At 30.2% G+C, this 13559-nt stretch carries 12 protein-coding genes; 2 read left to right on the top strand and 10 right to left on the bottom strand.

What is annotated here, in order from left to right; genetic code table 11:
- Nucleotides 1–44: 44 nt before the first annotated feature.
- Together HNP35_RS18130 and HNP35_RS18125 are read right to left on the bottom strand one after the other, a co-directional pair.
- On the bottom strand, nt 45–899 hold the full coding sequence (locus HNP35_RS18130; protein ID WP_184165351.1) for a glycoside hydrolase family 25 protein: 855 nt from the start codon (nt 897–899) through the stop codon (nt 45–47).
- Between the two features lie 9 nt (nt 900–908).
- The gene (locus tag HNP35_RS18125; RefSeq protein WP_184165354.1) at nt 909–1625 is read right to left on the bottom strand and encodes a CDP-alcohol phosphatidyltransferase family protein; all 717 of its coding nucleotides are present in this window, start codon (nt 1623–1625) and stop codon (nt 909–911) included.
- 275 nt (nt 1626–1900) lie between these two features.
- Between HNP35_RS18125 and HNP35_RS18120 the strand changes: the two genes are divergently transcribed.
- Together HNP35_RS18120 and HNP35_RS18115 are read left to right on the top strand one after the other, a co-directional pair.
- Complete coding sequence (locus HNP35_RS18120) at nt 1901–2884, top strand: PorV/PorQ family protein (protein ID WP_184165796.1); 984 nt, start codon at nt 1901–1903, stop codon at nt 2882–2884.
- 34 nt (nt 2885–2918) lie between these two features.
- On the top strand, nt 2919–4055 hold the full coding sequence (locus HNP35_RS18115) for a DUF4105 domain-containing protein (protein ID WP_184165357.1): 1137 nt from the start codon (nt 2919–2921) through the stop codon (nt 4053–4055).
- Here HNP35_RS18115 and HNP35_RS18110 read toward each other — a convergent pair whose 3' ends face one another.
- The 8 genes from HNP35_RS18110 to HNP35_RS18075 form a co-directional block, all read right to left on the bottom strand.
- The gene (locus tag HNP35_RS18110; protein ID WP_184165360.1) at nt 4056–5447 is read right to left on the bottom strand and encodes a sugar transferase; all 1392 of its coding nucleotides are present in this window, start codon (nt 5445–5447) and stop codon (nt 4056–4058) included.
- 58 nt (nt 5448–5505) lie between these two features.
- On the bottom strand, nt 5506–6798 hold the full coding sequence (locus HNP35_RS18105) for an O-antigen ligase family protein (RefSeq protein ID WP_221433470.1): 1293 nt from the start codon (nt 6796–6798) through the stop codon (nt 5506–5508).
- Between the two features lie 70 nt (nt 6799–6868).
- A complete protein-coding gene (locus HNP35_RS18100; protein ID WP_184165363.1) occupies nt 6869–7957 on the bottom strand; it encodes a glycosyltransferase in 1089 nt (362 codons plus the stop codon).
- The gene (locus HNP35_RS18095; protein WP_184165366.1) at nt 7954–9072 is read right to left on the bottom strand and encodes a glycosyltransferase; all 1119 of its coding nucleotides are present in this window, start codon (nt 9070–9072) and stop codon (nt 7954–7956) included. The genes HNP35_RS18100 and HNP35_RS18095 overlap by 4 nt, the downstream gene beginning before the upstream one ends.
- The gene (locus tag HNP35_RS18090) at nt 9073–10050 is read right to left on the bottom strand and encodes a glycosyltransferase (RefSeq protein ID WP_184165369.1); all 978 of its coding nucleotides are present in this window, start codon (nt 10048–10050) and stop codon (nt 9073–9075) included.
- Nucleotides 10040–11059 (bottom strand): glycosyltransferase family 2 protein, encoded by a 1020-nt coding sequence (locus tag HNP35_RS18085; protein ID WP_184165372.1) that lies wholly within the window; start codon nt 11057–11059, stop codon nt 10040–10042. The genes HNP35_RS18090 and HNP35_RS18085 overlap by 11 nt, the downstream gene beginning before the upstream one ends.
- A 4-nt stretch (nt 11060–11063) precedes the next feature.
- A complete protein-coding gene (locus HNP35_RS18080; protein WP_184165374.1) occupies nt 11064–11933 on the bottom strand; it encodes a hypothetical protein in 870 nt (289 codons plus the stop codon).
- Nucleotides 11934–11938: 5 nt separating this feature from the next.
- Nucleotides 11939–13471 carry a hypothetical protein gene (locus tag HNP35_RS18075; protein WP_184165377.1) on the bottom strand — a complete coding sequence of 511 codons (1533 nt, stop codon included), beginning with the start codon at nt 13469–13471 and terminating at the stop codon, nt 11939–11941.
- Nucleotides 13472–13559: the final 88 nt, after the last annotated feature.

The following is a 13559-nucleotide window of genomic DNA, read 5'->3' as shown; positions in this document are numbered from 1 at the left end:
TCATTTCACTTTTTACATTTTACATTTTACATTTTACAAAAAAACTATTCTACAGTAATAAACTGCAGTTGTTCTATATCGCCATTATAAATATTAACATCAACACGATGTTTGATTCCTGGCAAAGAGGCTTTCTCTGTAAACTGCCAGAAAAGCCAATCGTCTTCGATTTTTTCTCTGTAGAAATTGTAATTGGCAATCCAGAATAGATAATCTCCAAATTCTTCTTTTAAGAAATCAGAATAATATCTTTCTCCTGAATAAATTATCGGACGCACCTGATAATGTTTTTCAACTTTGGTAAGCCAACGCTTCAATCCTTTTTTCAAACTGTCTAAAGGTTGATTTTTTGGTAATTTTTCAATATCTAAAACTGGCGGAAGATCTCCCTTTTGTAATTTTACCGTTTTAATAAAAAGGTCGGCCTGTTCAATAGAATTTTCATTTGGGCGATAATAATGATAAGCGCCACGCATAATTTTATTCTCCTTCGCTCCTTCCCAATTTCTTTTGAATTGTCTGTCTACACGATCATTTCCAGCTGTTGCACGAATAAACACGAACTGAACAGGATATTTTTCGTCTAAAATTTCAACTTCTTCCCAATCGACTTTTCCTTGAAATTCCGAAACGTCAATTCCAATTACTTTCCCTTTGTGATTTTCAAGTACGCGAATATTACGCACATCCGAAAGATGTTTGTCTACCTCGTCTTCATCCAATACTTTTTCCGACTTGAATCCTAGATAATAAGCCAATCCTTTACGATAATGGTAAATTACGCCAATGAATAAAAGCGAAAAAAACAGGATAAAAAGCGCCCTGAAAATCCTGCTTAAAAAAGATCTTCCAGCTGGCTTTCTAGCATAAGTTTTACGGTAAGTTGTTTTTCTTGCCATCCAGCCGAACTACTTTTTCAAAAACAGATTATTGATAATTGAAAGCAATACATAAAAAACAATAATCAACGGAATTGCAATATAATGCAGTAATAGAACCAACAAAACAGAAACAATCAGAAATACGATTTGAAGAACATTATCCTTCAAAGTAAACTTTTTTACTTTTAAAGCAAATAATGGAATTTCAGCATTCATAACATAAGCACTTCCCAAAGTAATAAGCAATAAAACCCATTGATTGGTTAATAATTCAAGAATTACAAGAGAAGAATCTGCGTACATATCCAGAACTATTTGCAAACTAATGATAAAAATAGCATTTGCGGGAGTTGGCAAACCAATAAACGAATCTGTCTGACGAGTATCAATATTAAAATTGGCTAATCTGTAACAAGCACCTAACGTTATAATAAATCCTAAAAAAGGAACAATTCCTTGATTTCCTAATTGATCACCGCCTCTTACGAACATACTGTACATTACGTAACCTGGAACAACTCCACTAGTAACCATATCCGCCAAAGAATCTAATTGTAGTCCAAGCGGGCTCGAAACTTTAAATAATCTTGCAAAAAAACCATCAAAGAAATCAAAAAAGATTCCCAGACAAACCATGTAAAAAGCCATCAAAAAATCGCCTTTAGAGACAAAAACAATTGCTACACAACCGCAAAAAAGATTGATTAATGTAATAAGATTTGGAATGTGCTTTTTAATATTCATAGTTTGAAATTTTGATAATGGCAGAGAACAAATTTAGCATAATAACTGGATGCAAAACGAGTTTTTTCAAGAGTTTTTTAATTCTAGGCTGCACTTTTAGAATATTTAAGCAAAGGAACTTATTAGCTGACTAAAATATTATATTTTTGATAAAAATTAAATACAGGTCTAGATCTGCAAAAACATAACCGTTGAAGAAATTTTTAGCATTTATATTATTTTGGAGTTTTACTTTTCAGTATGGACAAACCGTTCGAAAATATTCGAATGAATTTATGAATATTGGAGTTGATGCTGCGGCACTGGGAATGTCGAGCGCTGTTACGGCTTCTACAAATGATGTGAATGCAGTTTATTGGAATCCAGCTGGATTAACCAATTTAGAAGATCACCAAATTGCTTTAATGCACGCAAGCTATTTTGCCAATATCGCACAATACGATTATATCGGTTATGCGAGTCCGATTGATGACAGAAGTGCTTGGGGAATTTCGATGATTCGTTTTGGAGTAGACGACATCATGGACACTACTCAATTAATCGACAGCCAAGGAAATATTGACTACAATAGAATTCGTCTATTTTCTACCGCAGATTATGGTTTTACTTTTTCGTATGCTCGAAAACTTCCTGTTGACGGATTTCAATATGGTGTCAATGCAAAAGTAATTCGAAGAGTTATTGGAAAATTTGCCAATTCATGGGGATTTGGTTTCGATATCGGCCTCCAGTTTGAAAGAAACAATTGGAAATTTGGATTAATGCTTCGTGACATCACAACTACGTACAATGTTTGGAATATTGATGAAGAAGAATATGCTAAAATCGCTAACGCAATTCCGGGAGAAAATAACGAATTACCAGAAAGCACTGAAATTACGCTTCCAAAAGCACAATTAGGAGTTTCAAAACGTTTTGATTTTCATAATGATTATAGTCTTGTCACTTCTGCAAACTTAAATATGCGTTTTGAACAAACCAATGATATCATTTCATCAAAAGTAGCAAGTATAGACCCAGCTCTAGGGTTTGAATTTGGTTATACTGATTTGGTTTTTGTGAGAGCAGGCGTAGGTAATTTTCAAAACGTAACACAATTGGATAATACTGAAAAATTAAATTTTCAACCCAATATTGGATTAGGTTTTAGATATAAAGGCATTCAAATTGATTATGCTTTGACCGATTTAGGAAACCAAAGTACTGCCTTGTATTCTAATATTTTTTCACTAAAAGTAGATTTAGGAATCTTTAGGTAATTTATCTAAATCATAAATTAAAAAAAATTAAATCATGAAAACTGTCATGTTCAAAAAAACACTTTCAATTCTATTTTTATTATTCAGTTTTATTGGTTTTAGCCAAAGTTTGCCATTAACAAAAGATGCTAAAATAAGCGTTTTAACTTGTGGCCTTGGAAATGAAACTTATTCTTATTTTGGACATACTGGACTTAGAGTCTCTGACCCTGGCAACAATTTTGACGTTGTGTACAATTATGGAACTTTCGATTTTAGAACACCAAATTTTGTTCTAAAATTCGCAAAAGGAGATCTACAATATTTTGCAACTGTACATTCTTATGCAGATTTTTACAACGAATATACGTATGAGAAAAGAAGTATTTTTGAGCAAGAATTATTAATTCCGCAAGATTTGAAGCAAAAACTTTTTGATGAATTAAACGCAGTTTTAGCTTCTGAAGAACGTTATTATACTTATAAATTTATTGATAAAAACTGTACTTCGATGGTTGTCGACGTAATCAATAAATCGCTAGGACAAACTGTAATCGCTAAAAAAGAAGATACAGACAAAACTTATCGCTCTATTTTGTTTCCTTATTTTAATGGTCATTTTTACGATCAATTGGGGACAAGTATTATTTTCGGAACAAAAGTTGATCAAATGGGAACTAGAATTTTTCTCCCGTTTGAATTGAAAAATAGCTTAGAAAAAACAACTTTTCAAAATAAGCCATTGGTTAGCAAAAGCAAAACTTTATTAGAATTTACCAAAGAAAATCCAACCTCTTGGTGGAATAACATTTATACTTATTTATTCATCTTGCTTTTTGTAATTTTCGCAAGAAGCAAAGGAGTCGACAAAATTTATTTTTTGATTTTATCTTTAATCGGAATATTTTTCGTCATTATGGGATTTTATTCTTTTCACCAAGAACTGGCGATGAATTATAATGTTTTACTTTTCAGTCCATTATTATTAGTTTTAGTTCTGTTTTCTGCTTTCAAAAACAAATTATGGACTTATAGATTTTCACTAATTAACTTTGTTCTTTTAGTGATCTACTTTTTGTTTTTAATTAATAAAGCGCACTTTTTTATCACGTTGCCATTAATTGTCACAAGCGGCGTAGTTTTAGTTAGAACAGCAATTAGAAATAAAAAACCAATTCCTATTATCATTTAATTATTGGCCTCGATAAAACAAAACTGTTGTAATCGTTTTTAAAGTAATACTCAAATCGAGAAATACACTTCTGTGTTTGATGTAATACAAGTCATACTGAAGTTTTATTAAGCTTTCTTCTATTGATTCTCCGTAAGAATAATTTACCTGAGCCCAACCTGTAAGTCCTGGTTTAATTACGTGACGTGTTTCATAAAGAGGCATTACACTTGCAATTTCTTCAACAAAAAAAGGTCGCTCAGGTCTTGGTCCAATTACGGCCATATCTCCTTTTAGGACATTAATAAACTGCGGAAGCTCATCGATTCTTGACTTTCGCATAAATTTACCAAAAGGAGTAACTCTTTTATCATTATACATTGCAAAAACGGCACCATCCGTTTCAGAATTTGCCGTCATGGTTCTAAATTTATAAATCTCGAAAACAACACCATTTTTACCTATTCTTTCTTGGGTATAAAAAAGACTTCCTTTGTTTGCGAAGTAATTTGCAACTACAATTATTGGAATAAGAGCTAAACAAATCATTAACCCAAATAGAGAAAAGAAAAGCTCCATTACTCTAATCAATAGCAAATATAGTTTGTTATTGTTACTTCGGCTAAATGGAAAAAATCGATAAAAATCTCTTCCGATATATTGCACTGGAATTCGCTGCGTTTTACTTTCATAGACTTGCGTATATTCCCGAATTATATTTCCATTCTCTAATAAATGAAGTAATTGCTGGTATAAATCTGTCGTGATTCCGTCTGTTTTTTGCGATGCGATAACTATTTCCGAAACATTGTGTTTGGTAACAAAAAGCTCTAAATCTTCCTTTTTTATTTCTTTCACATAATGAAAATCTAAATTTTCATTTAACGAATCAGAATTTACAAAACCAATGATTTTATAATGTGGATCAACGCTTTCAAGTCCTAAAACTAATTCTTCCACCTCGCTCTGATCGCAAATTAAAACTACATTTTGAACAAAACGATAAGAAGCTAGAAAATACACATAAAAAAATCGCCATATTAATAGTGAGCTTAAAATGGCAAAATAGAAAATAACGATAATTAATCGCTGTTTAGGAAGTTCTGGAGATAAAATCGGAGTAAGTAAATATACTGTTATTGAAGTTACGGAAGTTAAAACAACACCACGTAAAATCTGAAACTGACTACTTGCTGTCTGCAGATTATAGATTTCGAAAATATTCCCAAAAATATAAATATAGCCAACTAACAAAAAAGATTTTAAGTACTTGCCATCTTCCAAAACATAATAATGATAGTCGAATAAAACGCTAAGAGAATAAAGAGCAACGAAAACAAATAGTGCATCAAAAAGATAAAGAAGAACTTTTCTTTCTGAAATTTCAAAATGCATTTTGCTTCTTGTAGGCATTTACTATTTTATTTTTAGAATCGATTGGGCTGAGACAAATGTATTGTAAAAAAAGAATTTAGCCATTAGTTATCTCCGTTTTTTCTGGAATCTTAATTTTGACAGAAAGTAGACATAACGCATATACAAAAGCTGGAGCTGCAGTTCGCATTGCTGCGTGATTTATGGTTAATAACCAAAAGACAAAACAAGACAGAAAATACAAGTGCTGCCTATTATTGATATAAAGTATAAAAGGTGTTATAAATAAAATCAACAGAGCAAAAATTCCAAACACACCATGTTCAGAAAGCATTCTTGTAATTTCATTATGCGATGCTGCTTCTTCTTTCATTAACTCTAATCGTTTGAATTTACTTAATCCAACTCCCACACCTAAAACTGGATCATTAAGAAATATTTTTATTTCTGCATCCATAATTTCTTCCCTACCTCCTAACCGGTCTTTTTTTTCTCTTCCTAATGCATCTTTATTAGCATATCTTTTCTCAATTAATCCAGAAGTTTGAAAATAAGAATATGTCCAAACACCAACTCCCATTAAAGCAGTTACCGCAAATACCGTAATAAATTTACTCCTTCCTTTTGCATTTGAACTTCGATATAAAAAAAACAACAGACAACAGATCATCACTACACCTGTAATAACTCCTCCTCTTGAAAAAGTTACTAATCCTCTATATGTTATAAAAATTAGCAAACTAGCATTCAAAATCATCAATATTTTTGATTTTGAAAATAATATCAACTGACTAAAAAACACAAACATTCCTAAACCTAAAATAGTTGAAACTTGATTTGGACCAAATCCTCCAGAAGTCTCAAAATTTGACTGTGTTCCTGTGACTACATCTTTTACACTAGGGTTATATAAAAATAAATATACTGTGGTTGTAATGACAGGCATACCCATCGCAACTATTAGATTCTGAAAATCAGAAAATAAAACATTCCTTTTAATCGTATATATGGACGCAATTGCTAGACATACCGGTCCTGATAAATTAAAAAACAATGCTTTTTTGATGTCTACAGAAGGGTCTGCGACGGCAGTAGTCATTAAAATACCTGGAACTAATAAAACTAGAAAAAAACAATAAATTAATCCTATACTAGAGAAATTGCTATAGAACATTCCCATCAACATAAAGAAAGTCACGGCGAATTTGACATATTCATTATTAAAATTCCCTCCAGTCATTCTCAAAAAAACCTCAGCTCCAACCAGATATGCTGCAACTAATAAAACTTCATTATTTCTATTTCTTGTCTGGTAAACTACAATAAAACCAACTATAAGAATTAATGCACTGTATATTTTTGATAAAAACGGTACTACAAAAACAGCCAATGCTATTAATGCATGAATAATGATTAAAGTTAAGTAGCTAAATTTTGTGCTTTTTATTAATACGTTTTATTTACTTTGCAAAAGTAGTCAAAGATTCTAACCACTTTAAATAGTCCTTTAAAATTGATTTTTCGCTAAAATGTTGTTCTACAAAAAATTTAAAATTTATTCCCATTTGTTTTCGCAAATCTTCATCTTCAATTAATTTTTCAATTGAATTTACCAATTGATCTAGATTATTAGATTCAATTAAAAAACCCTCCTTTTCTGAAGAAAGGATATTTGGAATCTGTCCCACATTTGTTGCCACAACAGCTAAACCAGAAAAACCATATTCGAGAAGAGCTAATGGAAGTCCTTCAGAAAGAGATGTTAAAACTCCAATTTCAGAATTTTCAAGTAAACCTTGAGTGTTGTCTAATGGTCCATAAAAAAAAACAGTATTAGACAGTTTCAGTTCTTCTACTTTATGCTTTAGTTTTTCGCTGTAAGAGTCATTAAAATCTTTTCCAACCAAATGAAAAGTCCAGTCCGGAAATTTTTTCTGAATTTGAAAAGCGCCATGAATTAATAATTCGTGATTTTTTTGAGGGCGTAAATTAGCTACACAAATAATTCTTTTTCCATCCGAACCTTGTAATTCTAACGATTTTACAGCTTTATCTGATTGTTGGATAAAATTAGGAAGATAAATTATCCCTGAGCATTTCAGATAATTTTGAGCCCAATTCTGAAGTGATTTATTAACAGAAATAATTCCCGAGAAGAAAAAGGAACTTATTTTGAGAATGAAATTTTTTCTTGCTTCTAAATTTTGAGAAATTCCATAATGATCATGCCATACAATTTTGATTTTAGGCATCATAATTTTTACCAAAACAGCAATGAAAAAGGAAGAGCTATGGGCATGCATTATATCAACATTATTACTTTTTATATAGTTTTTCAATTTAAAAACAGCTTTTAAATCGAAACTTGACTTTTTTTCTAAAAATAAATAAAAGACATTTTTAGAAACATAATTTCGCAGTAAACCTTCTTTTCTGGTTACAATTAAACCTGAAAACTCAATCTGATTCGAAAGTGAATTGGCGTAATTTACAGCCATTCTTTCTGCTCCTCCTGTTTCTAACGAATCTATGATTTGAACAATTCTCATTTCAATAAAAGTTTTTTTATTTCTGTTTCAAAAAGTTCTAAAGTATAATTTTGAGACCAACTCTGCGCAAGTATGCTTTTGTTTTTTAAATTATTTTCATGGAAAATAATAGATTCAATTTCATCTATATCTCGATTTAAGTCCATTTCTAATAAAATACCTCTATTTCCAAAATCAAGCATAAAAGGAACACAAGAAATTTTTGTTGCTATTGGAACACATCCCCAAAACATTGCTTCTGCAATAGCTTTTGGCCAGCCTTCACTTTTAGATGGGAGTATTACAAAATGGCTTTGCTGATATGCCTTCTTGATAACTTCTTTATTTTTATTTCCATGAAGAATAACAAAATTTTGAAGATTATTTTCTTGAATATAATTCTTTAAACTTTCTTTTTCAGCACCTTCCCCGTATAAATTTAAGATTACCGACTTGCCGTTTCGCGCTAATTTCTCAACTAATTTTATTGCGTATAACGGATTTTTGCCTGAAACTAAACTTCCCACAAAAACAAAATTAATCTCTGAATTTAAACTTTCTTTTACAATAATCTCTTTCTCTGACTCTGAATAAGTTGCGGTAAAAAATGGTTTTATATTTTTAGTTTGATTTTTCCAATTCCCATAAACTAGCACCTCCATATTTCGAGTTAAAAAAGTGTTGTTTAAAATCCATTTTTGAATATTGTATGTAAATGGTTGCTTACTTTGAGAATCCCAGTTACCAGCGTATTTTGCAGTTTTAGTTTTATTAGGAAACAAAACCTGAACAAAACAGCCTACTAACCCCATATTTCCAGGACATCTTAAATGAATATGATCTGCATTTTTCATTGCGAAATATACCTTCCAAAAAATGATTGGTAACTTGAAGATCGAACTAAATATGCGGCTAAAACTAGTAAAGCTAAAATCTGGCACTTTTCTAAAATCTATTTTCTCATGCTTATATGCACTTTCTATAGCAGTAGGAACACCGTTTTTTATGGGCGCAACAATAATTACTTCATCAACATATTTGAACCAAATATTCATTTCGTTAACATAAGGAGCATAGCCAAAATAATCATTAGCTTGCAGAATATGATTAACATGTGTAATTACTGCAAATTTCATTTATAGACTAGTTAATTTTTCGATTACCGAATGAGGTGCTAAATATTCATCAAAATATGCTCTAGCTTGTAATTCTAATTTATTTTTAAACTGTACGTTAGACATTACTTTTTGAATAGCTTCTCTTATCGCCTCAGCATTATTAGCATAGATCAAATGTTCATTGTTATTTAATGGCTCAGGCATCATATTATAATGATCTGTTGAAATAATTGCTTTTCCTAATGCTAAAAACTCTCCAAGTTTCCATCCATGGCAAGATAAAACTGCAGGAGTATTAAATACTACCATAGAATTTTTAATTTTCTTTAAATAAATTTTTAAAGGTATTATTTGTGAATACACTAAACTATCATATCCTAAATTATCTCCGTTAGCTCTTGCTGCAAAACCTCCTTCAAAATTAATCTCTTTAAACTTTTTACATGTCTTTATAAACAATGCTCTATAGTTATTGGTATTTTTTTCCTCTTTCCAAATACTATTCATAAAGAAAACTTGATTATTTGAAGACTTTAAAGGTTTATAATCTTTTAAAGGAAATCTTTTATACTGCCTCCAATAATTCGCTAAGAATTCTCTCTTATTAGAAATTGCTTTTCTAAATTTTATAAAATTAAATAACATGTAATAAAATGTCACAAAAAGGCTCCAAATTTTAATTCCAAAACTTGGTCCAATTGGTATAATCTTCTCAGGACTTCCTGAAGGTATGTAATTCTGATTGTAATTTATTTTACCGTAGATATCACACCATTCCAGTAATTCTAGCTCAATATCTGGTTTGTCTGTCGAATCAATAATTATTTTTTTAGAATATTGATCGTTTTCTATTATAAATGCAAATGCACCTTGCCTTAATTCTGGAAATTTGGATGTATTAAATCTATAATTTCCGTAAACTTTTTTAATACCTTCAATGTAATACGCATCGTAATGTACATCGCACAAACCATAAATATATATCTTATTTCTCATGGGTATTTTTTGGTTTATTAAAAAACAAACTCCATAACCCCACAGTTCTTCCCAATGCTTCAGTTAATGGGACTTTCTTATTACTTTCTGTTAGAACGTTGCTAAATCGAATCGCAGTAAGCAAAATAGTAATTGCATTCCATTTAAAACGGTCCGTAAATTTTGGATTTGGATTTTTTATTCTCCATACATACCAACCGTTTCGCACTACCATTTTACCGTATTTATAGTGGTTTGGTCTTCCCGATGGAGCATGATAATGCGATAAACTTGCAGCCGTATTTAAGTACAAATTTCCTTGTTTTGCAACTCGCAACGAAAAATCGGCATCTTCATACAATCCGTAGCCTTCAAAATAAGTCGAAAATGAAAATGTCTTAAATATAGATTTTTTAAAGGAAGATACTCCACCCATTAATTGTTCGACCTGATAGGTTTTATTACTTGGAGGCAAAAAGCCTACGCTTCGTCCATGAGAAAATCTTGGAGAAAACCCTGGTGGACAGTCACTATCTAAATTTAATTTTTTTCGAAGTACAAATCGGCTTCCGTCTTTTCGTTTCCAGCCGTCGAAGCAAAATTCTTTAATTGAGGGAATGTAGTTCTCATCTACTTTTTCCCATTTTGTTTCATTGTCTATATAACCACCAACCCCGAGAGCATCTGGAAAAACTCGATATGTATCTAATAAACTCTCAAAATATTTATTATCCAATACAACATCATCATCCAGAAAACATACAATTTCTGAATCAATATTTACTTTCGAAATTCCGTAATTACGTTGTCTTGTCAAACCTCGATCTTTCTCCTCTACGCAAAAATATTTTAATTTTTCTATATTGTTTATTTTTAATAGAAGTTCGGTTTTATTGTCTGGCGAGCCATCTACAATTAAAATCTCATCAGGATATAAAGTTTGCTCCTGAACCGATTTTAATAAATTTAGCAATGGTTCAGGTCGCATGTATGTACATATAATTAACGAAAATGGAGGTAATAAAATCATCTATTTAAACTTTTAATATCACGAAAATATTTCCAGCCATTAATTCTTCATCTGAATATTTGATATAATCTTGGTGGAGTTTAATTTTTTTAAACAGCTCATATCTCTTTGATGCCTTATCTAAGGTTTCATATTCTAAATAAACAACTTCATAGTTATATTCTTTAAATATCTCTAGAAATTGTGGCAATCTTAAACGATTATGATAATCATATTTAGTTCTAATCTTACTCCATTGTTCTTCACTATATTTTAAAAAATCCTGAGCAGATATTCTACTATCTCCATGTTGTCTCAAATCACTTGGTGAAATAAAATGAATAACGTAAGTACCTTTTCTGTATTCCTCTTTAATTTTTTTGTGTAAAATCTCAACATCCTTTGCCTTCATATGAGAAAGAACATAACGAGAAAAAACAACATCAACGTCTGGAAGATTATTCTCTACAATATTATAATTAGGAAAATATTCAATGCCATACGGGAGATTATAATTATTACCCAAATTAATTTCTATATTACAATCGTACTTCTTAGAAAAAATATCGTTCAGTTCTACAACCGTTTCCTTTTTAAAATGCTTATTAATATCAAAAGTGAGAACTTCTTTTACATCAAATTTATATTTAAAAAAATAAGGCATAGCTGGGAACCATCCAGATCCAAACTCAAAAACAGTTTTGTCCTTCAAGTCGATATTTAACTCTTTCAACACTTTAGAAAGTCTAAAATATGTTGCCTCTACACTCTTTAACCTATCTTCTAATGTAGACTTATCAAAAAAACTTTGAATCTTATGGTAACAAAAATCGTCTACTTTACTTGGCAATAAAGCAATTGTTTTAAATAAAAGGGTTTTAACTTTATGATTCATTATGATTAAATTGCTTTTCTAATTTCCAGTAAAATATTGTTCTTTTCAAATATATTTCCATCCAAATCTATATCAAAAATTATTTTATCAAAACCTTTCCAATATTCAATTAGTTCGGTAAGTGTCGGATTCCAGATTTCTCTATTTTTGATTTTATTTCCTAAATAGTTAAAGTTTTCTGAGACTTCTAAATCTATTGTTTTTGAATCAGCAAACAATCTCCCTTGATGATATTTCATTGGAACCGAAAAATAAGTGTGGGCTATAAAGACACCTTTTTCATCTATTAAAGTATTAATGTTATGTTTTGATAAAGATCTTTTAAAATCAAGCATTTCTAAGGTTTGAAAAACATAAAACTCTTTATTTCCTATTATATTTTTAAAAACTATCGGCGAATATTTTGATAATTTATAAGGTTTATTTTTAACCTTTTCCCAAAACAAAATTACCTTAAAAATAGACTTTCCAAGTGAAAGGCTATTTTTTATAAAAGGTAAAAGAAACTTTATTTTTTTCTGAAAAATAATCTTTTTGAAATTCCCGGCGGTATTTTTATATTTTAGAATCATATTTTCATCATTGTAGTAATGAAATATAATATTCTTAATCATTAACTGAATCTTTTTAGTTAGTCCGAGATTCTTATTTCCTTTTAAAAAACTAGCTAATGTAAAATGTTTCGTATTCAACTGATTTATTATACCATTTGTTGAAGTTCCCGAATCAATATAATTCCAAAGTATATTTATATTTTTAGCATTTAGAATCTCTCCAAACTCTTCTTCAGATAATACATTATTGCTGAGTAGCGAAAAATTATACGGTTGAAATCCGTGATCAATCCAAACTTTTAAATCGTTGAGTGGCGGAACAAAATTTTCAAAATCTTCAAAACTTTCCTTTTCGTTTTTTATAGATTGAGATAATGAATGATAACATAATTCGTGACCGTCGTTTCTCCACTCTAACAATTCTTCTTTATCATTTTGAAAAGAAGCATTATCAGCTCGTTTTGAAAAATGATTAAGGAAAAAACCTTTTGTAACCTTAACATTATTTTCTTCAAAGAATTTCCTTTGAAGGACTAAGTTTTCGGCAGTATCAAAATCACAATGATCTGTAAAACAAGCTATAGCTGAAAACGGATATTTAGATCTGCTAAATTCGATTCCATTCTGAACCGGAAACAAAAGTGCTGGTTTTTCTGGAAAATCAAATCTTTTTTTAGCAGTTGAGATTTCTTTTTTATTGTTAAAATCAATATAATTTGCAATTGGTTCTGCAAATTCAGGGTTGAAACGCCAACTTAAAATATGAGTATTTTTTTTATTTATTTCCCAAATTCCGTCATTTATATTGGCCTGGACATATTGCCCATTTTTCAGTTTTATAATTTTTGGCGAAAATTCATTTGCAATTCTGTCTTCATCGCATTTTACCCAAGTATAATCATAGTTTCTAAATTCAATTATAGGCTGATCGAATACAATTTCAATATCAAAAGAATTAAGCTCAGAAAGTTTTATTTGAGTCATATCAATACTCAATTTGTGCTTTTGATCTGTATCAAAAACGTAATTTTGTCTGATTGAATTATAATGTATTGAAATTGATTTTATCAAT

The sequence above is a fragment of the Flavobacterium notoginsengisoli genome (assembly GCF_014207905.1).
Taxonomy (GTDB): domain Bacteria; phylum Bacteroidota; class Bacteroidia; order Flavobacteriales; family Flavobacteriaceae; genus Flavobacterium; species Flavobacterium notoginsengisoli_A.
Note: the sequence above shows the minus strand (reverse complement) of the source record. Positions and strands in the feature narration are given on the sequence as shown.